Origin of the sequence: Empedobacter tilapiae, assembly GCF_004785645.1 — a bacterium.
Taxonomy (GTDB): Bacteria; Bacteroidota; Bacteroidia; order Flavobacteriales; family Weeksellaceae; genus Empedobacter; species Empedobacter tilapiae.
In genome coordinates this window covers 14,552-34,482 of sequence record NZ_SRPE01000004.1, presented here as the reverse complement: position 1 = coordinate 34,482, position 19,931 = coordinate 14,552, and the positions used below count along the sequence as shown (strand labels likewise).

Sequence of the window (19,931 nt, the reverse complement as noted above, 5' to 3'; positions counted from 1 at the left end):
GTTCCTTTTTTTTGTTTTGAGAAGATTTTAAATTAATCCAAAACCTTTGCTCCTTTTACTTTTTGATTTGTTAAAGCAATTTCCAAAACTTCTTTCATTTCTTTTACAAAATGGAAAGTCATTCCTTTTACATACTCTGCTTTAATTTCTTCAATATCTTTTCGGTTATCTTCGCACAAAATAATTTCTTTGATATTTGCACGTTTCGCCGCCAAAATTTTCTCTTTAATTCCACCAACTGGTAAAACTTTTCCACGAAGTGTAATTTCTCCTGTCATCGCCAATTTAGCTTTTACTTTACGTTGTGTAAAAGACGAAACCAAAGACGTCAACATTGTAATTCCGGCAGATGGACCATCTTTTGGCGTTGCTCCTTCTGGCACGTGAATATGAACTTTATAATTTTCGAAAACTTCTGGTTTAATACCTAATTCATCTGCATGCGCTTTGATATACTCTAACGCAATTGTCGCCGATTCTTTCATCACAGTTCCAAGATTTCCTGTAATCGAAAGTCCACCATTTTTCGCTTTTGATAAAATAGATTCGATAAACAAAATATCTCCTCCAACACTTGTCCAAGCTAAACCAACCACAACACCTGAAACTTCGTTGTTTTCGTATTGATCTGGCGTAATAGAAGGTCCTAAGATTTTCGAAATATCTTCGATTGAATATTTAGCATTAAATTCTTCTTCCAACGCAATATGTTTTGCAGCCGAACGAACCAATTTCGCAACTTTCTGATTCAATTTACGAACTCCAGATTCGCGTGTGTAACCTGTAATTAAGTACTCAATTTCTTTTTTACCCAAAACAACATCTTTCTCCTTCATACCATGATCTAACAATTGTTTTGGTAAAAGGTGACGTTTTACGATTTCAGATTTCTCCTCGATTGTATAACCTGCAATATTAATCATCTCCATACGATCACGCAACGGACTTGGAATATCTCCAATATTATTGGCAGTCGCAATGAAAAACACTTTCGATAAATCATAGCCAATTTCTAAGAAATTATCATAAAAAGTTGAGTTTTGCTCTGGATCTAAAACCTCTAACATTGCTGATGAAGGATCTCCATGCGCACTCGCTGTCATTTTATCAATCTCATCTAAAACAAAAACTGGATTCGAAGATTCTGATTTTTTGATTGATTGTAAAATTCGTCCTGGCATCGCTCCTATATAGGTTTTACGGTGACCACGAATTTCTGATTCATCATGTAAACCACCCAACGACATACGTACATATTTACGCCCAATCGCTTCTGAAATAGATTTCCCCAACGATGTTTTACCAACACCCGGAGGTCCATATAAACAAAGAATTGGTGAACGCATATCTCCTTTCAATTTCAAGACTGCAAGATGCTCCAAAATACGTTCTTTCACATCTTCTAAACCATAATGATCATGATCTAAAATTTTCTTTGCATTCTTGATATCAAAGTTATCTTTTGTCAAGGTATTCCAAGGTAAATCCAACATAAATTCAAGGTAATTACGCTGAATATTATGTTCTGGCATTTGCGGATTTAGACGAGAAAGACGATTAATTTCTTTATCAAAATGATTGGCTACATCTTCACTCCAACTTTTCGTTAAAGCACGTTTGCGCATTTCATTTATTTCTTCTTCTGTCGAATTTCCTCCTAACTCTTCTTGAATCGATTTGATTTGTTGATTTAAGAAATACTCTTTTTGTTGTTGATCTAATTCTTTGCGAACTTTATTCTGAATTGTATTTTTCAACTCCAATTTCTGAAGCTCAACATTCATAAAACGCATCACTTCCATTGCGCGAAGTTTCATATCAGAAATTTCTAACAACAATTGTTTTTCATCTAAACTCAATGTTAAATTAGATGCTACAAAGTTGATTAAAAATGTATTACTTTCAATGCTTTTTATAGCTCCTGCAGCTTCCGAAGGCAACATTGGGTTTTCTTCTACAATCTGAAAAGCTAAATCTCTAATCGACTCTATAATTATTGGGTACTCTTTGTTACGAGAAGTTGGAACTTTTTCAGTTAAAATTTCAACCTCTGCTTTAAAATAAGGATCTTCAGTTACAAATTCTTTGATTTTGAAACGTTTCATACCTTGTAAAATCACCGTAATGTTTCCATCTGGTAATTTTATCATTCGCATAATTTTTGCAACTGTACCAACTGTATATAAATCATCTTTTCCTGGATCTTCTACCGAAATTTCTTTCTGCGAAAGCACACCAATTATACGATCTTCTTTATAAGCTTGTGTTAAGAGCTGTATAGATTTATCTCTACCAGCAGTAATTGGTGCAACCACTCCTGGAAATAAGACTGTGTTTCTTAACGATAATATAGGCAATACCGAAGAAATATCTTGTTTACTAAGCTTACTTTCTTCGTCTTTACTCATCAAAGGAATTAATTCGATTTCTTCTTCCATTACTTGTGCTAATGACAAATTGTCTATGTTCATAATTTTTTTGTACGTTCAAAGTGTCAGTAAAACCATTTTTAGCTGACGAAAGCTTTTCATTAATATCAAAATAAACAAGAAATAGTTCTTGTTTAAAGCTTTTCGAAAAGCGAGTATAATTAAGTCAAACCTTATGCCAATAAAATTAATTGTCAGTTTTTCAACAAAGGTTTATAATGAAGATAAATAAAATAAGATGGTTTTGGATAGAATAGTAGGATGTAGATTCAATATCTAAATATATTTTAGCTTAATTCCTTTTACGTATTTGACATAAATACAATCAAATATTTATTTATTTCCTTTTTTTTGTTTAAAATACTGTAAGACATTTTAAATAAATAGATTAAATTTAGTTTTACCGCAAGAAAAGTATTTTTTTTAATAGCTTTATATTCTATGATTTGAAAAAAATATAAAAATGAACAACACACTTAAAGTTTCTGTAAATAAAGAACATAATTTCGAGTTTACAGAAGAGCAAATGCTTGCCGTTGATGCGGTAAGCTTAGATCAAAAAAACTTTCATGTGTTACACAACAATACTTCGTATCATGCAGAAGTTGTGAACACCGATTTCATCAACAAAACATATACAGTGGTTGTGAATAACAACGAATATGTGGTTTCTATCGCAAATCATTTAGATCAATTGATCAAGGAAATGGGATTTGAAGTAGGAAAAACCAAATTAGTAAATGCGATTAAAGCCCCAATGCCAGGATTGATTTTAGAAATTAACGTAGCAGTAGGTCAAGAAGTTCAAGAAGGAGACAACTTGTTGATTTTAGAAGCTATGAAGATGGAAAATAGTTTCGATTCGCCTCGTGCCGGAGTTATTAAATCTATCGCTGTTGAAAAAGGACAAGCAGTAGATAAAGGTCAATTATTAATTGAATTCGAATAATCATAATGAAAAAAATATTAGTTGCTAACCGTGGTGAAATTGCACTACGCGTTATGAAAACAGCAAAGAAAATGGGTATTAAAACCGTTGCTGTTTATTCGGTTGCCGATCGACAATCGCCTCACGTAAAATTTGCTGATGAAGCTGTTTATATTGGCGAAGCACCGTCGAATCAATCGTATTTATTGGGTGATAAAATCATCGAAGTTTGTAAAGAATTAGGCGTTGATGGAATTCATCCTGGTTATGGATTTTTATCCGAAAATTCAAAATTCGCTGAATTAGCAGAGAAAAACGGAATTACATTTATCGGACCAAAATCGCACGCAATTGAAGTGATGGGAGATAAATTAGCAGCAAAAGATACCGTAAAAGCTTACGATATCCCGATGGTTCCTGGTTTAGATCATGCGATTACAGATATTGACGAAGCAAAACAAGTAGCGAAAGAAGTTGGTTTCCCAATTTTGATTAAAGCTTCTGCTGGTGGTGGTGGAAAAGGAATGCGTGTGGTTGAGAAAGAAGAAGATTTCGAATCTCAAATGCAACGCGCTATTTCTGAAGCGACTTCGGCTTTTGGAGACGGATCGGTTTTTATCGAAAAATATGTAGGTTCTCCTCGCCATATCGAAATTCAGGTTATGGCAGATACGCACGGAAATGTAGTGTATTTATTCGAGCGTGAATGTTCGGTTCAACGTCGTCATCAAAAAGTGGTAGAAGAAGCCCCTTCGGCTGTTTTAACTCCAGAAATCCGTAAAGCAATGGGCGAAGCTGCTGTAAAAGTGGCAAAATCGTGTGATTATGTTGGAGCCGGAACGGTTGAGTTTTTATTAGACGAAAACAAAAACTTCTATTTCTTAGAAATGAATACGCGTTTGCAGGTTGAACATCCTGTTACAGAGTTAATCACTGGAATGGATTTGGTTGAATTGCAAATTCATGTAGCTCGCGGCGAAGTTCTTCCAATCAAACAAGAAGATTTACAAATCAAAGGTCATGCACTTGAATTACGTGTGTATGCCGAAGATCCATTAAACGATTTCTTGCCATCGGTTGGTAACTTAGAAACCTATATTTTACCGGAAGGCGAAGGTGTTCGTGTAGATAATGGTTTTGAACAAGGAATGGATGTGCCGATTTATTACGATCCCATGTTGTCGAAATTGATTACCTATGGTAAAGATCGTAACGAGGCGATTCAGTTGATGTTAAAAGCAATTCAAGATTATAAAATAGAAGGCGTTAGCACAACACTACCTTTCGGAACGTTTGTTTTTGAACACGAAGCTTTTGTTTCTGGAAATTTTGATACCAACTTCGTTAAGAAATTCTATAGCGCAGATATCATCAAAGAAAATCAAGCGAAAGAAGCCGAAGTTGCTGCTTTAGTTGCTTTACAACACTATTTAGCAGATCAAAAGGTTTTACGTGTACCAACGAAATTATAAATGGATTCGCCACAGATTCACAGATAAAGAGGATGAGAAGCTGAAACAAGTTCAGCTTGACAATAATAGTCATTCCGAACTTGTTTCGGAATCTCATATCAAACATTCTCTCAAAACTTTTGACAAATTCTTTCAAAGAACAGGCATTATTATTTAGTTAAATATCTGTGGAAGTAAAAAAACAAAACTATGAATACAAAATTCGATATTTTAAATAAAAAACTAGCCGAAGCACAATTAGGCGGAGGTGAAAAGCGTATTGAAGCTCAACACGCGAAAAAAAAATTAACTGCTCGCGAACGCATCGAGTATTTCTTTGACGAAGGTTCTTTCGAAGAAATCGGAGCTTTTGTAACCCACCGTACCAAAGATTTTGGTTTAGATAAAGAACATTATTTAGGCGACGGAGTTATTACAGGTTACGGAACTGTAAACGGACGTTTGGTATATGCTTTTGCTCAAGATTTTACGGTTTTTGGTGGTGCTTTATCTGAAACGCATGCAGAGAAAATCTGTAAAGTAATGGATATGGCGTTGAAAGTGGGTGCACCAATGATTGGATTAAACGATTCAGGTGGAGCGCGTATTCAAGAAGGTGTTCGTTCGTTGGGTGGCTATGCAGATATTTTCTTCCGTAACGTACAAGCGTCTGGTGTTATTCCTCAAATCTCTGCAATTATGGGACCTTGTGCTGGCGGGGCTGTTTATTCTCCAGCAATGACCGATTTTACCATGATGGTCGAAAACACTTCTTATATGTTTGTTACGGGACCAAATGTGGTAAAAACGGTTACAAACGAAACAGTTTCGGCTGAAGAATTAGGTGGAGCTTCAACACATTCTACAAAATCGGGAGTTGCACATACAACTTCAGCTAACGATGTAGAGTGTTTAGAAGATGTAAAACGTTTATTAAGCTATATTCCTCAGAATAATCAAGAGGTTGTTGAAGATTTACCTTTTGAATTGGGTGATGAATTACGCGAGCAATTAAATACGATTGTTCCTGATAACGCGAACAAACCTTATGATATGCACGATGTAATTAACAATGTGATTGATGAGGATTCGTTCTTCGAGATTCATAAAAATTATGCCGAAAATATTATTGTTGGCTTTGCTCGTATTGGAGGAAAATCAGTTGGAATTGTAGCAAACAATCCAATGTTTTTGGCAGGATGTTTAGATGTAAACTCTTCAATAAAATCAGCTCGTTTTGTACGTTTCTGTGATGCATTTAATATTCCGCTATTAGTATTAGTAGACGTTCCGGGATTCTTGCCAGGAACAGATCAAGAATGGAATGGAATTATTATTCACGGAGCCAAATTATTATACGCTTTATCCGAAGCTACTGTTCCAAAAGTAACGGTAATTACACGTAAAGCTTATGGTGGAGCTTATGATGTGATGAACTCAAAACACATTGGTGCTGATATGAATTTTGCTTGGCCAGGTGCAGAAATTGCAGTTATGGGAGCAAAAGGAGCATCAGAAATTATCTTTAAACGTGAAATTGCAGAGGCAGCAGATCCAGCAGATAAATTGGCAGAGAAAGAAGCAGAATATGCCGAAAAATTTGCTAATCCATACCGCGCTGCGCAACGTGGATTTATTGATGAAGTAATCTTCCCGCAAGATACTCGTCGTAAATTAATCAAAGCTTTTAAAATGTTAGAAAACAAAGAAGTTGCAACACCAAATCGCAAACATGGAAACATTCCGTTGTAATTTTTTGGAAGTTATATTCTATATGAAAAACCGTTCAGCGAAAGTTGAGCGGTTTTTTAATGAATAAAAAAGGAACAATATTATATTCAATAAAACATCTCTTATTAGTAATAATCTATTTAATATATACTATAAATCAATACAATAAAAGCTTTAAGTTATACAATAGCTATTCTTTCATTTGTACGAATTCTAATGAATCTACTTGTCTTTACTTGTATAAATAATCTCAATAAATATCGATAACTTAACCGATGCCTATCCGTGACTTAACGGATGCCTATCCGTGACTTAGCCGATGCCTATCCGTGACTTCACCGATGCCTATCGATTGAAATATCTATTTTACAAAAAAAATCGGGATTTACCCGATTTTAGATTTTGAAATTACTTTGTGATATAATTCTTCATATTGTGGAAGAATATTCGTCTTATCAAATCTTATTGCTTGTTCTTTTGCTTGATAACTAAACTCTGCCAAACGTTTTTCATCTTCTAAGATATAGATTGCTTTTTGCGCCATCATTTCGACATCTCCTACAGGACAAACAAAGCCAGTCACTCCATCAATATTTACTTCTGGAATTCCTCCTGCATTTGATGATATAACAGGAACACTTGCCGCCATTGCTTCAAGAGCAGCCAAACCAAAACTTTCTTGTTCTGATGGTAAAAGGAATAAATCTGCTGCTTTCAACACATCATTCAAATCACTTACCATTCCAAGACTTTTCACTTTATCTTGAATTCCTAAATCTTGAATCATTTGATCTGCCATCTCCCATTCTGGTCCTTCTCCAGCAATAATCAACTTTGATGGAATTTGTTTCTGAATTAAATTAAATGTGCTTATTACATCTTCAATACGTTTTACCTTTCTCAAATTTGAGGTATGCAAAATAACCTTCTCTTTTGGTTGTGCAAAATTATCACGACAACACACACATTTCTCTGGTAAATATTGATCGTTATCAATAAAATTTGGTACAACTTCTATCTCATTTGTAATGTCAAATGCACAAAGTGTATCTTGTTTCAAACTTTCGGAAACTGATGTTACCGCATCAGATTCATTTATTGAAAACTCAACAGCCGTTTTATATACAGGATGTTTTCCTACCAGCGTTATGTCAGTACCGTGTAAAGTTGTTACAATCGGTAACTTATACCCTTTACGTTCCAACATTTGTTTTGTAAAATATGCTGCATACGCATGCGGAATCGCATAATGTACATGAACCAAATCTAATTCGTAATGCAAAACTTTATCATATAAAATTGTACTCAACGCCAAATCGTATGGTTGATATTGAAACAATGGATACGTTTCGACATGAATTCGATGAAAGTATATATTTGGTAATTTGATGTTTAATCTCGCAGGAACATTTGTGCTAAAAAAATGTACTTCATGACCTTTTTCTGCTAAATCCATTCCCAGTTCTGTTGCCACAATCCCACTTCCTCCGTAAGTTGGGTAGCATACAATTCCTATTTTCATTCGCGATTTTTATTTAGACAAATTTAAGGTAAAATTGCTTCATAAATTACTTGTCGAATATTTTCTCTTACTTTTTTAATGGAAAGATAATTTGGCTCGACTGTTTCATTGACACGATTCGAAAGAAAAATATACACTATATTATATTTAGGATCAGCCCAAACCATTGTTCCTGTAAAACCTGTATGACCAAAACTTTCAACTGACGGACCTATTTTAGACCTTATTTGCATTTTATCAAAACCAGCTCCACGATGATTTCCTTTGAATTGTTGTTTTGTAAATTCCGCCACTATCTCTGGCTTCAAATAAACCTCATCGCCATATTCTCCACCATTCAAATATAGTTGCATCAATTTTGCCAAATCAATCGAGTTGGAGAATAAACCAGCATGACCAGCTATTCCGCCCATCATAGCAGCTCCTTGATCGTGTACAAAACCATGTATCAATTGATTTCTATATGTTTTGTCGTATTCGGTTGGAATAATATCTTCTAAACTAAATTTTTCTTTTGGATTGAATGTTGTGCGATACATTCCCAATGATTGATAAAATTTCTCTTGCGTTAGTTGATTCAAATCTTTCCCAAAATCCTTTTCTAATTTCTTCTTGAAAATATAATAGCCTAAGTCAGAGTATTCGTATGATTTACGACCTAAAGATGATTTATAAATATCTTCATAAATCGTATCTTTTATAGAATTGATGATAAAAATGTTATCCGTAACTTTTATTTGATGTTCTTCATCTTGCTTTCTCGAATAGAAATCTAAATATAATCGCGCATTTTTTACATTGACAGTTTCGTTGTAAAAGCCAATCCAAGGCTTAAGACCAGCTTGATGCGCTAATACTTCACGAACTTTTAAAGAAGATTTGTTCGAGTTCTTCGCATCATTATCAATTTCTCCAATTGTTTGATCAAGGTTTAACTTGCCTTCGTTTACCTCCAACATCAACAAAGGCAACGTCGCCGTCACCTTTGTTACTGAAGCGACATCATATAAATCTGTCCACTTCACTTTTTTTGAAGAATTTTTATCTTGTGTTCCGAAGCTTTTATCATACACAATTTTCCCATCTTTCGCGACTAAAATTTGCATTCCAGGCGTGTAATGATTTGCAATTGCTTCTTCTGCAAGTCTATCTATTTCTGAGAGTTTTTTTTTCCTAAATTCACATTTTCAGGTGCAGTAAATCCTAAACGTTTTATATGTTTTGTTACAATTCCTTGCCCTTCTTTCAAATTTTGATTGATATCTACAGGAAACGTTCCATCTGCATCAATTGCTCCAAAAATAACTTGTGCAGCAGCTGCTTGCGCATCTTTTGTATTTTGATAATGAACTGTAACCGCGTCTAAATTTGATAAATCAAGATCTTTCAAACCGTAAGGACTTGTGAATAACGAAAAGATTTTCTTTTTGTCTTTTGGTAACGCTTTCAAAATTGCTTTTGAATTATCTGATAATTTATATGGTTTGTAAACCGTTTCATTCGATAAAAACGCTCCCGAAATAATCACATCATAATCATTCAATAAATTGATTTGATTTAGATTTGAAATCTTCACTAACTCAACATTTGTATATTTTTGTAAATGTGTCAAAAATTGATCATAATCTGTTTGTTCAAGGGGAATAAAAGCTATCTTTTGATTCAATTTTTTAATTGGTAAAACTTTATGCTCATTCTTTACAACTGTCGAAGCTTTTTCAAAAATCTTAGTTGTTAAAGCTAAATTTTCAGGAGAATTTAAATCTTCTAAAACATTTGTAGGATTTAAAGTTTTAATTTCGTTTAAACCTGTTATATATTTCGCCATCAAAATTTTCTTCACACTTTCTTCTAAACGCGCTTCAGAAATTTGACCTTTATTTATTGCATCAATAATTTTTTGTTTCCCAACATGTACATTTTGCGAAAACAACAGAATATCATTTCCAGCTACAAATGCTCTATAATCTACATCACCAGCAGGAAACATTTTTGCTACTCCATCCATATTTAATGCATCAGTAATCACAATTCCTTTGAATTGTAACTCACCTTTTAAATAATCTGTAATAATATTTTTAGATAAAGTTGAAGGCATTTTTGGATCTGGTTCTAAAGCTGGAACATTTAGATGCGCCACCATAATTGACTGCACACCTGCATCAATCATTTTCTTGAAAGGTGCAATGTGATATTTCTCTAAATCTGCTTTATTATCTGGAATTAAAGGCAAAACTTTGTGCGAATCTTGGTCTGTATTTCCATGTCCAGGAAAATGTTTTGCAGACGATAATACGTTTTGCGCACGCATTCCATCCATATAAGCAACTCCTTTTTCTGCAACGCGATCAGGATTTGAACCAAAAGAACGATTTCCAATAATTGGATTATTTGGATTAACATTGACATCAACCGAAGGTGAAAAATTAAACTGAACGCCCATTCTGTTCGCTTGTATACCAATTTGTTTTCCAACTTGATAGACCATTTTATTATCGCGCAAAGCACCAAGCGTCATATTCCAAGGAAAACGCTCTACTTCTTTCAATCTCATTGCTAATCCCCATTCTGCATCCATTCCAATTAACAATGGAATTTTAGAAATGGATTGAAACTTATTTGTCAACTCAATTTGATGAGCCGCTTGATCTTGCATAAAAATTAATCCTCCTATATGTTCTTCTTCAATTAATTTTTGAATATCATTTTCATGCACCGCATCTCTGTTTGTATAAGCTGCAACGATAAATAACTGACCTACTTTCTCTTCTAATGACATAGAATTATACTTCTCGTCAACCCATTTCATCTGAATAGAATCTTTGTATAACGGCGAAATTTGTTGTGCTTTTGAAGCAATAGGTAAAATAATTGTTAAGAATACGTATGATATAACTCTTTTCATTCTGGAATAAATTAATTTTGTGCGTTTTTTCTTTTGTAGAAACATTTTTTAAAAGCTTATCAATTAGGATTGGTAAATTTATAGTAAATTGTCAAATTAAATAAAATTATATGAGTATTTTCAGTGTTGTGCAGGATAGTATGTTAAATCATCCTGGACTAATAACTGTTTTTGGAGTCGCAGTAATTATTATGTTACTGCTAGACTTAGGTGTTTTTAATAAAAATGCACACGCAGTTTCGAACAAAGAAGCACTTATTTGGACAATCGTTTGGATTTCCTTAGCAATGATTTTTAGTGGTGTAATTTATTTCGTCTTCAAAGAAGCAGATGGCCATGCATTTGCATTAAATAAATTTTCGCAATTTCAAGCTGCCTATTGGATAGAAAAAGCCTTATCCGTCGATAATTTATTTGTATTTATACTTGTCTTCGGATTCTTCAAAATCCCAAAAGAATATCAACACAAAGTTCTTTTTTGGGGAATTCTAGGAGCTTTATTCTTTAGAGCAATCTTTATTTTTGCAGGAGTTGAATTAATTAAAATGACTTATTTACCAGCTTTTTCTATTGGAGATTGGCACTTTAATCTTGGTGATGAAGCGACTCATGCAAATTTCGAAGCAAAACAATTCTTCCGTCCAAATGTTGTGCTAACACTATTCGGATTCTTCTTAATCGTTGCTGGAATCAAATCATGGAAATCAAGCGATGATAATGAAAACCAAGATTTATCGCAAAATTTTGGTGTTAAATTGGTACACAAATTCTTTAAGGTTACACCAAACTTTGATGGAGATAAATTCTTTTCTGTTCAAAACGGAATTAAAATGGCAACACCTCTTTTTGTCGCTTTAATGGTAATTGAGGTAACCGATTTGGTTTTCGCTGTAGATAGTATTCCTGCTATATTCGCTGTTGCTCCAGACGATCCTTTTATTCTATATTCATCTAATATTTTTGCAATTTTAGGACTACGATCATTGTATTTCTTATTGGCAAACTCGATGGATAAATTCAATAAACTGCATTATGGTTTAGCAATTATTTTGAGCTTTATCGGAATTAAAATGATTATCATGCCATTCTATCATTTCGAATCAACTGTTTCATTATCAATAATTGGTGGAGTTCTATTAACAACAATTATTTGGTCTTTAATTTCAAATAAATCAGAGATTTCTAAATAAAAAAAGTCGCTTATTGAGCGACTTTTTTATTCTATTTTATAATCCATAGGAACCATATTGGCTATTTTCTCCCAACTCCAATAACCTTCTACAATCAAATTTGCAGGATGATAATATGTTCCATTTTCTTCAATTTTTAATAAATCATCTTTTATTGCAAAAATGGAAAGCTGATTCGAAATATAATGTTGTCCATTTTGTTTTGCATAATCTAAATCTTCTTTCTCCTTTTTATACTCTACAGAATATAAACCTTTAAAATTAAGATACTGATTATTATTACTATCAATTATTTTCAAGCTATCATAATCCACCTTTTGATTCACTAAATAAGTAATTATTTTAGGAGGTACTTTACCTACAATTCTCCCTCCTAATAAAGTTTCTTCTTTGAATTTTATATAATCTGGATTTTCTTTTCTCACTAATCGCTTCACATCATATCCCTCTTCCTCAAGCTTATTATCATAAATAGCTTTCATAAAATGAGTCACACTTCCTAAATAAGATTTTTCTCTATTTAGTTTCCATTTTTTTATTTGTGAAGAATTCCCTTTAAGCTCTTTAAAAAATGCTGTTCCAAGTGTTAAAACATAATTTGTTTTATAATTAACATTAAAATCAATCAAATCATATTCAATTTTATAACCTAAATAATTATTCGAAATAATCAATGGATTTTTAGAAGTTGCTCTTAACTCTTTTGTTATTTTATCATAGCTAAATCGTAAATCTTTTTCATTCTCGATTTTACATTTTTTTGCAGCTTCATTATTTCCTAAAAATAATCTCAAAAAAGTTTGAAGATAATATTTCCAATCTTCCTTCGAAATTGAATGAACTATTGCTTCTTCTAACAATATTTTCTCTGGTTCTAAGACTATTTTAATGGAATGGTTTTGGTTAGAATCAATAAACTGAATAAAATTCTCATATAAACCAGCTCTAACAATCAAATTATATTGTCCATTTGGTAAATTAATTTCGAACTCTCCTTTTTGATTAGTTTCAGTTTTCAACGTTGAACCATCAACATAAATTATAGCATGATCAATTGGTTTTAAATTTTCATCCGTTACAATTCCTTTGAAAACATTCTGCGCATAAAGAAATGTTGTAAAAAATATTAATACCAATGTATAAACCTGTCTCGATTTCATCTTTTAATTTTATAAAAACAAGATAATAAAAAAACTCCTCAAAAAAAGAGGAGTTTTATAAATGTATGAGATTTCTATTATTTTGATTTTTTAATCTCTTCTTTCAAAGGCTTCGTGACTTCAGAAACACTTTTTAGTTCAGCTGCCTCTTTCAATGATTTTGTAGGACTTTCATTTCCTCTGTGACACATTACACATGTTACAACATTAATCATTTCGGGATTTTTTGAGTTTTCCCAATTGAAATTTTTAGCATTTATATCACGTGTCATCACAATCATATGACGTGCAAATTCTTTTTCTTTTTTTGCATCACTTGCAAAATCCATCTTTTTAGTCTCAGGATTTTCTGCATGGCAATAATTACATTTAACTCCTAATGCAGCATTGTATCCACGCATCAAACCTTTCAAACTATCTTCTGAAATATTTTGTGGTAACACTTTTAAGTTTTTCCATTCTGAATTAGAAATCGCTTTTCCTGTGTCAATTTGACGAGAAGTTGTAAACGAAAAGATACTAAACATCAACACTAAAACTCCCAAAGAAGCTATTATTCTATTTGTTTTCATTTGTAATAATTTTGTCTATACAAGGTAAAACAAATCTTAAACCTAATGAAAGTATTCAAAAATTTGGAACAATTTTAAATAGAACCTTTAATAACTTATTATTAAAATCTCCAAACCAATAAACGCGAAATTTTATTTCCTTGTTGCATATTTACAATTCGGTAATCTCTTACTTTTTCACGTTTCAAAATACCTTCTAAAATCCGAACGTTTTCTTTCTTAGAAACCAATGTTGTAAACCATTTCACTTGATGTTTATAATCGGCACTTTCTTTTATCATTTTAGTTATAAATAAACGCTCTCCTCCTCTACACCAAAGCTCTGAATTATTTCCACCAAAGTTTTGAATTGGTTTTTGATCAGATTTTTGCCCCAAGTTTTTCAGTTTGCGCATTGTTTGTTCCATCACTTCTTGATTTGATCTAAAAAATGGTGGATTACAAATTGTAATGTCAAATTTCTCACCTTGTTTAATTATATTTTTGAAAATATTGTTTGGATTAAACTGCATTCTAATCTCAACTTTGTTACGTAATCGAGCATTTTTCTTGACAATTTCTTCTGCATTTTTGAAAGAGGCATAATCTAACTCTGCACCAACAAAATTCCAATCGTACTCGTAATTTCCAATAATCGGATAAATACAATTTGCACCAACACCAACATCCAAGACTTTTACATCTTTTCCACGAGGAATTACACCATCAAAACTTTCGCCCAAAATATCTGCAACGTAATGTATATAATCGGCTCGGCCAGGAATCGGCGGACACAAATTATCTTTTGGCAATTCCCAATAATCGATGTCATAATATGTTTTCAACAGCGCTTTATTTAGCGCTTTTACAGCTTCTCTATCCGAGAAATTAATCGTTGGTTCGTTTTCTTTATTGGGTTTGATATATTTAGAAAGTGGCAAATAAATCGCACACAATTTTTCGAAATTATAAGGCGCTAAATGACGATTGCGCGAATGTAATTTTTTTAATTTACTCTTCTTTTCGGGAGTATCCATACAAAAATATTTATGCAAAAATAAGACAACCTTTGCAGTTTTCTGCAAAGGTTGTTTTTGAATTCGTTTATTTTAATTGTTTTTGTAGCGTTTCGATTTGTTTCAAAAGATGATGAATCACTTCTAAACCTTCTATATTAACGCCCAAATTATAATGAAATTCAATAAATCGTTCGATTAATTTCAAATCATTTTCTTCAATAAAATATTCTTGGTTACGTTCATGCAAAACAACCAAATCATTTTTGTACAAATCAATCACGAATTGAGGTTCAATCTGATGATATTTACTAAACTGAATAACAGATATTGTTACATTTTTCATGGTTTTAAGCTTTTTTAAGTGAACGTAATTTCTCGAATATTTCTTTCTCTTCTGCTGATAAATTAGTTGGAGTTTTTATTGAAAATGTCACATACAAATCTCCAAATTGATCATCTTTCTTATAAATTGGTAAGCCTTTTCCTTTCAATTTAACCTTTTTATTATTCTCTGTTCCTTCTTTTATTGGAACTTTCACTTTTCCAGAAAGTGTATTAATCATTGCTTCTCCACCTAAAATTGCATCGTATAAGTCGATGTCAATAATTGTAGATAAATCTGCTCCATTGACCTCAAACGATGTATTATTTTCGATATGAAACGTGATATACAAATCTCCATTTGGACCATTGTTATAACCTTTTCCACCGTGACCTTTTATCTTAATCGTTTGTCCATCTTCTACTCCAGCTGGAATTGTAATTCGAATATTTTTACCATTCACCGCAAAAGTTTGTTTATGCGAAGTCAATGTATCTGTCAAATTTAGTGTCAAACTGGCATTAACATCTTGTCCTTTATAACCTGTTGATCTACTTCTACCTTCTCGTCCAAACATCGAACTGAAAAAATCTGAATAACCATCGAAATCACCAAAACCTTCTGCTCCATCAAAATCACTATTACTATATTGATATTGTTGCTGACGAGCTTTCTCATATTCTTCTCCATGTTGCCAATTCTCTCCATATTTATCGTATTTTTTACGTTTTTCTGGATCACTCAACACTTCGTTTGCTTCGTTTAATTCTTTAAATTTCTGTGCAGCATCATCGTTATTTGGATTAAGATCGGGATGATACTTACGCGCCAATTTTCGATAAGCTTTTTTTATCTCATCTTGTGATGCGGTCTTTTGCAGACCTAATGTTGTATAATAATCTATAAAAGCCATAGTAATTAATAAGTTTGTGCCTTAATTCAATCAAAATCAGTTCCAATTTAATCAAAACTGACAATACGACTTATACTTTTTTATCTATTTTAAACTTTTTAATATTCTATCCAAAAAAGATAAATTTATTATGATTAATTCATGAAATTTTTAAAATAATTTGGATATATTCAAAAAAATCAGTTATTTTTCATTTATAAAAGAAAGTTATGAATAGAAGAAATTTTTCGAAAAATATATTAATTGGATCGGCGGTTGGTGACGCATTAGGAGTTCCTGTTGAATTTAAAAGCAGGCAATATTTACAACAAAATCCTGTCACAGATATGATGGGTTATGGAACATACAATATGCCTCCAGGCACTTTTTCTGACGATAGTTCAATGATGTTTTGTCTAGCAGAATCGTTATGTAATGGTTATGATGTGAACGATATTGCAGAAAAATTTCAGATGTGGATGCATGAAGGTTATTGGACAGCTGACGGAGAAGTCTTTGATGTGGGAATTTCTACACGAAAAGCAATAAATCGTTTACGAGTTGTAAAAAATCCAACCGAAGCTGGTTCTACAGCTGAATCGGATAATGGAAATGGATCGTTAATGCGTATTCTTCCTTTAGCAATTTTCACGAAAGATTTATCGATTGATGAACGTTGCGAAATCGTCAAAGAAGTTTCTTCTATCACGCATGCGCACAATCGTTCTGTTTTGGCGTGTATTTATTATATTGAATTTGCGTTGAATGTTTTGGATTCTGAAAATTTAGAAGAAGCTTATCTGAATACAAATTTTTGGTTAAAATTATTCTTAGAAGAAAATGAAATTTATAAAAATGAATTTCAATATTTCGAACGAATTTTAAACGGAAAACTAATTGATTTAAAAGAAGATGAAATTAAATCAACTGGTTATGTAATTGATAGTTTAGAAGCTTCTATTTGGTGTTTGTTGAATACAAATTCATATAAAGATTGCGTATTGAAAGCTGTTAATTTAGGTCATGACACCGATACAATTGCTTGCATTGCTGGCGGTATTGCAGGTATTTATTACGATATAGAAACAATTCCAACCAATTGGATTGAGAAATTGGCGCGAGTGGATGATATTTTACATTTAGCAGAACAATTGGAAGAGAAATATGAATTTTAGAAAGGTTGAACTATTCTAAATTCACCAAAAACATTTTCGTAAATTTGCAAAATGGAAAGTCAAAAAAATAATCCATTACACGGAAAACGTTTAGACGATATTATCGAAGAATTAGTGATTTATTATGGCGGTTGGGAAGGTTTGGGAAATCAAATTAACATCAGATGTTTTAATGATAATCCAAGTTTGAAATCATCGTTGAAATTTCTTCGAAAAACAGATTGGGCACGTGCAAAAGTAGAAGAATTGTACATCAAAAAAATTGCAAAATAATGAGTGCAACTATTCTTGAAAAAAAGATTTTTATTGATTTTGAACTCTTAACAAATATTGAAGAAGAAAATCAGGTTATTATACATTGTTGTATGACGGCAGATGAATATGCAAATGCTGCACGTATTTGGCCTTCTACTTTTATTATTGATAATCAATCAGGAAAACGTTGTCAATTGGTTTTTGCAGATGGAATTACAATGTATCCAAATTGGACGTATATTGAAGAAGGTTCTTCTCTTAATTTTACTTTAATTTTCAATGGTTTACCAAAAAGTTGTCAATCATTTGATTTGGTCGAAATTATTCCGCAAGCCGGAGGATTTGAATACCGAAAAATAAATCGAAATAAAAGCGATGTTTATCATATTAATTTTCACGAATAAATTTTAAAATGACAAGCATTAAAGTCTTTATGGCTCAATAAATATCAAAATTTTACTGAATCGTCAGCTGATTTTTCAAAACTCTGTGATTAAAAGATTGAATGTATGCTTTTATGAAACGTTCCATTTTTTCTTTCGTTTCAGGTTCTTTTTTGATTAGATTATCTTTTAAAAGCGTATCTTTTTTCCAATTATAAAGTCCTAATGATTTTGTTCCATCGAAAGCTAAATAATAATCTCCCATTTCTAAATTGTAAATATTATCTAGATAATTCACAACAAAATCTTGTTCAGATTTATACGACTTTCCGTACGAAATTAGTTTAGTATTTAATTGAAGATAGTCGACCAAACTTGGCAAAATATCGATTTGTTGAAAGTTATTTTCGTCTATTTTTACCATAGAAGCATCGTTTGGAACATAAAACAAAATCGGAATTCTGAATTTCCCTACATTGTTTTTGTATTCTGATTCTTCGCCTGTAGATGAAGTGTGATCTGCTGTAATGACAAAAATGGTGTTGTTGAACCAAGGCATTTTTTCTGCAGATTCAAAGAATTTCTTTAAAGCAGAATCTGTATATGCAATTGATTCGTGAATTTCGGTTGTTCCTTTTGGAAACTTTCCTTTATATTTTTTAGGAATTGTGAAAGGTGCGTGCGACGAAATCGTGAATAAGGTTGTGAAAAAAGGTTGTTTAAAAGTCGTTAATTCTTTAGCGAAAAATTGTAAAAAGTCTTCATCAAAAACGCCCCATTTTCCATCGAACGATTCAGATCCTTTATATTCGTTTTTTCCGTAATAATGATCAAATCCGGCAACACTTGCATATTGATCAAAATTTTGACTTCCATTAAAAGCCCCGTGAAAAAAAGAAGTATTATATCCGTTATCTTTCAATATTTTCGGTAATCCATAAACATTATTCACAGCATAACTCGACGAAATAAAGCTTTTGTTCATTAAACTTGGAACACTTGAAATAGTTGAAGGAACTGCATCGATAGATAATTTTCCGTTCGCAAATCCATTTTCGAAAAAATAACTTTTTTGAATCAACGAATCTAAAAAAGGAGTTTGTCCGCGTTGAATATTTTCTCTTCCAAAACTTTCTAAAATCAATAAAACAACATTCTTTTTATTTGAATTTTCGTACGAAAAAGATTGAATTGGATTAAAAATAGTATTCGCTTCTTCTTCGCTAAAATAGTTTACTTCTTTTAGGCTTTCTTTTTTACTCAAGGTTTTAAGAACGGTAAACGGAGTATTTAAAACCAAAGCCGAAGTTCCGATTGGTCCAAATTTAGAAGCATCGACAATGCTTAAAGGTTTTCTATCGATTCCTCTTCCAGCTGTAAAAAGTAAAATTACCATGAATAATAAACTCGCGGTTGAAATGAAATTTGAAGATGTTTTAACGTTTCGATATTTTATTTGCTTTAAACCAAGCCAAAATAAAGTGAAAGTTAAAGCGACAAAAACAGGAATCATCCAATAATCAACAAAATACGAAACAATTAATCCTCCAATTTCGTTTGACATTCCTTCCGCCGTAATCATCGAAAAAGAACTTCTTCTTCCTACGAATCGGAAATATTCAAAATCGACAAAATTCAGACAAATAAAAATTCCGTTTACAATAAAAAAACTGTAAAATAAGAAATTTTGATAGGTTTTATTTTGTTGAAATTTACTAGGAAGCAAATGAAAAATAGCAAAAAGAATATTGATATATCCTAAAACGGAAAGATCGAACAAGAGTCCGCCAACAAAAACTTGAGCATTTATTTCAGGAAAAAAGGATTGGTTGTAAAAGTAAAATCCAATCCTAACAATTTGATAAATAGCCAAAACGAATATAAAACGTTGGATAAATACTGTACGTAATGTTTTTGATTTATTCATGATTTTCTGCCAAATAGTTGGCAAAAATCTGATAATATAAAAACTTAACCAAAATATAACATAAAAAAAACGATTTCTTAATTTAAAAAGA

Annotated in this window: 17 protein-coding genes; 7 read left to right on the top strand and 10 right to left on the bottom strand. The window is 32.1% G+C overall.

Translation table 11 applies throughout. The features are described from left to right. Positions 1-32: 32 nt before the first annotated feature. Positions 33-2,471 (bottom strand): endopeptidase La, encoded by a 2,439-nt coding sequence (gene lon, locus E4J94_RS06060; protein ID WP_135834967.1) that lies wholly within the window; start codon positions 2,469-2,471, stop codon positions 33-35. A 421-nt stretch (positions 2,472-2,892) separates the two neighbouring features. Here lon and E4J94_RS06055 point away from each other — a divergent pair, with 421 nt between their 5' ends. The 3 genes from E4J94_RS06055 to E4J94_RS06045 all read left to right on the top strand — a co-directional run bounded on the left by E4J94_RS06055 (position 2,893) and on the right by E4J94_RS06045 (position 6,560). After that, positions 2,893-3,378 (top strand): acetyl-CoA carboxylase biotin carboxyl carrier protein subunit, encoded by a 486-nt coding sequence (locus tag E4J94_RS06055; RefSeq protein ID WP_135834966.1) that lies wholly within the window; start codon positions 2,893-2,895, stop codon positions 3,376-3,378. 5 nt (positions 3,379-3,383) lie between these two features. Next, complete coding sequence (gene accC, locus E4J94_RS06050) at positions 3,384-4,829, top strand: acetyl-CoA carboxylase biotin carboxylase subunit (protein ID WP_135834965.1); 1,446 nt, start codon at positions 3,384-3,386, stop codon at positions 4,827-4,829. Between the two features lie 189 nt (positions 4,830-5,018). Then, the gene (locus E4J94_RS06045) at positions 5,019-6,560 is read left to right on the top strand and encodes an acyl-CoA carboxylase subunit beta (RefSeq protein WP_135834964.1); all 1,542 of its coding nucleotides are present in this window, start codon (positions 5,019-5,021) and stop codon (positions 6,558-6,560) included. 364 nt (positions 6,561-6,924) lie between these two features. On the opposite strand, the gene bshA is transcribed toward E4J94_RS06045, so the two are convergent. The 3 genes from bshA to E4J94_RS06030 are packed head-to-tail and all read right to left on the bottom strand — an operon-like array spanning position 6,925 to position 10,966. After that, complete coding sequence (bshA, locus tag E4J94_RS06040) at positions 6,925-8,061, bottom strand: N-acetyl-alpha-D-glucosaminyl L-malate synthase BshA (protein WP_135834963.1); 1,137 nt, start codon at positions 8,059-8,061, stop codon at positions 6,925-6,927. Between the two features lie 23 nt (positions 8,062-8,084). Beyond that, positions 8,085-9,167 (bottom strand): serine hydrolase domain-containing protein, encoded by a 1,083-nt coding sequence (locus E4J94_RS06035; protein ID WP_246034267.1) that lies wholly within the window; start codon positions 9,165-9,167, stop codon positions 8,085-8,087. A 44-nt stretch (positions 9,168-9,211) separates the two neighbouring features. Then, complete coding sequence (locus E4J94_RS06030) at positions 9,212-10,966, bottom strand: glycoside hydrolase family 3 protein (RefSeq protein WP_246034266.1); 1,755 nt, start codon at positions 10,964-10,966, stop codon at positions 9,212-9,214. Positions 10,967-11,076: 110 nt separating this feature from the next. Between E4J94_RS06030 and E4J94_RS06025 the strand changes: the two genes are divergently transcribed. After that, complete coding sequence (locus E4J94_RS06025; RefSeq protein WP_135834960.1) at positions 11,077-12,156, top strand: TerC family protein; 1,080 nt, start codon at positions 11,077-11,079, stop codon at positions 12,154-12,156. Between the two features lie 26 nt (positions 12,157-12,182). Here the strand turns inward: E4J94_RS06025 and E4J94_RS06020 are convergent, their stop codons facing one another. The 5 genes from E4J94_RS06020 to E4J94_RS06000 all read right to left on the bottom strand — a co-directional run bounded on the left by E4J94_RS06020 (position 12,183) and on the right by E4J94_RS06000 (position 16,121). Continuing rightward, a complete protein-coding gene (locus E4J94_RS06020) occupies positions 12,183-13,316 on the bottom strand; it encodes a carboxypeptidase-like regulatory domain-containing protein (protein WP_135834959.1) in 1,134 nt (377 codons plus the stop codon). A gap of 77 nt (positions 13,317-13,393) precedes the next feature. Further along, positions 13,394-13,888 (bottom strand): c-type cytochrome, encoded by a 495-nt coding sequence (locus E4J94_RS06015; RefSeq protein WP_135834958.1) that lies wholly within the window; start codon positions 13,886-13,888, stop codon positions 13,394-13,396. A gap of 101 nt (positions 13,889-13,989) precedes the next feature. Next, positions 13,990-14,904: a 23S rRNA (adenine(1618)-N(6))-methyltransferase RlmF gene (rlmF, locus tag E4J94_RS06010; protein WP_135834957.1), complete on the bottom strand. Its 915-nt coding sequence runs from the start codon at positions 14,902-14,904 to the stop codon at positions 13,990-13,992. Positions 14,905-14,971: 67 nt separating this feature from the next. Continuing rightward, entirely contained in the window at positions 14,972-15,229 is a 258-nt protein-coding gene (locus E4J94_RS06005) for a chaperone modulator CbpM (protein WP_135834956.1), read from the bottom strand. A 4-nt stretch (positions 15,230-15,233) separates the two neighbouring features. Continuing rightward, entirely contained in the window at positions 15,234-16,121 is an 888-nt protein-coding gene (locus E4J94_RS06000) for a DnaJ C-terminal domain-containing protein (RefSeq protein WP_135834955.1), read from the bottom strand. 209 nt (positions 16,122-16,330) lie between these two features. Here E4J94_RS06000 and E4J94_RS05995 point away from each other — a divergent pair, with 209 nt between their 5' ends. The 3 genes from E4J94_RS05995 to E4J94_RS05985 are packed head-to-tail and all read left to right on the top strand — an operon-like array spanning position 16,331 to position 17,934. Further along, positions 16,331-17,275, top strand: coding sequence for an ADP-ribosylglycohydrolase family protein (locus E4J94_RS05995; protein WP_135834954.1), 945 nt, complete (start codon positions 16,331-16,333; stop codon positions 17,273-17,275). Between the two features lie 51 nt (positions 17,276-17,326). Beyond that, positions 17,327-17,548: a VF530 family protein gene (locus E4J94_RS05990; RefSeq protein WP_038332359.1), complete on the top strand. Its 222-nt coding sequence runs from the start codon at positions 17,327-17,329 to the stop codon at positions 17,546-17,548. Further along, complete coding sequence (locus E4J94_RS05985) at positions 17,548-17,934, top strand: hypothetical protein (protein ID WP_135834953.1); 387 nt, start codon at positions 17,548-17,550, stop codon at positions 17,932-17,934. The genes E4J94_RS05990 and E4J94_RS05985 overlap by 1 nt, the downstream gene beginning before the upstream one ends. A gap of 52 nt (positions 17,935-17,986) precedes the next feature. On the opposite strand, the gene E4J94_RS05980 is transcribed toward E4J94_RS05985, so the two are convergent. Continuing rightward, a complete protein-coding gene (locus tag E4J94_RS05980) occupies positions 17,987-19,840 on the bottom strand; it encodes an LTA synthase family protein (RefSeq protein WP_135834952.1) in 1,854 nt (617 codons plus the stop codon). Positions 19,841-19,931 lie beyond the last annotated feature (91 nt).

What these genes read in the sequence shown, in the direction of transcription:
- E4J94_RS05980 (WP_135834952.1), bottom strand. Translation starts at nt 19,840, where the DNA reads ATGAATAAATCAAAAACATTACGTACAGTATTTATCCAACGTTTTATA.
- E4J94_RS06055 (WP_135834966.1), top strand. Translation starts at nt 2,893, where the DNA reads ATGAACAACACACTTAAAGTTTCTGTAAATAAAGAACATAATTTCGAG.
- E4J94_RS06020 (WP_135834959.1), bottom strand. Translation starts at nt 13,316, where the DNA reads ATGAAATCGAGACAGGTTTATACATTGGTATTAATATTTTTTACAACA.
- rlmF (WP_135834957.1), bottom strand. Translation starts at nt 14,904, where the DNA reads ATGGATACTCCCGAAAAGAAGAGTAAATTAAAAAAATTACATTCGCGC.
- E4J94_RS06025 (WP_135834960.1), top strand. Translation starts at nt 11,077, where the DNA reads ATGAGTATTTTCAGTGTTGTGCAGGATAGTATGTTAAATCATCCTGGA.
- E4J94_RS06045 (WP_135834964.1), top strand. Translation starts at nt 5,019, where the DNA reads ATGAATACAAAATTCGATATTTTAAATAAAAAACTAGCCGAAGCACAA.
- bshA (WP_135834963.1), bottom strand. Translation starts at nt 8,061, where the DNA reads ATGAAAATAGGAATTGTATGCTACCCAACTTACGGAGGAAGTGGGATT.
- E4J94_RS05995 (WP_135834954.1), top strand. Translation starts at nt 16,331, where the DNA reads ATGAATAGAAGAAATTTTTCGAAAAATATATTAATTGGATCGGCGGTT.
- E4J94_RS06005 (WP_135834956.1), bottom strand. Translation starts at nt 15,229, where the DNA reads ATGAAAAATGTAACAATATCTGTTATTCAGTTTAGTAAATATCATCAG.
- E4J94_RS05990 (WP_038332359.1), top strand. Translation starts at nt 17,327, where the DNA reads ATGGAAAGTCAAAAAAATAATCCATTACACGGAAAACGTTTAGACGAT.
- E4J94_RS06000 (WP_135834955.1), bottom strand. Translation starts at nt 16,121, where the DNA reads ATGGCTTTTATAGATTATTATACAACATTAGGTCTGCAAAAGACCGCA.
- E4J94_RS06035 (WP_246034267.1), bottom strand. Translation starts at nt 9,167, where the DNA reads ATGCAAATTTTAGTCGCGAAAGATGGGAAAATTGTGTATGATAAAAGC.
- accC (WP_135834965.1), top strand. Translation starts at nt 3,384, where the DNA reads ATGAAAAAAATATTAGTTGCTAACCGTGGTGAAATTGCACTACGCGTT.
- E4J94_RS06015 (WP_135834958.1), bottom strand. Translation starts at nt 13,888, where the DNA reads ATGAAAACAAATAGAATAATAGCTTCTTTGGGAGTTTTAGTGTTGATG.
- E4J94_RS05985 (WP_135834953.1), top strand. Translation starts at nt 17,548, where the DNA reads ATGAGTGCAACTATTCTTGAAAAAAAGATTTTTATTGATTTTGAACTC.
- lon (WP_135834967.1), bottom strand. Translation starts at nt 2,471, where the DNA reads ATGAACATAGACAATTTGTCATTAGCACAAGTAATGGAAGAAGAAATC.
- E4J94_RS06030 (WP_246034266.1), bottom strand. Translation starts at nt 10,966, where the DNA reads ATGAAAAGAGTTATATCATACGTATTCTTAACAATTATTTTACCTATT.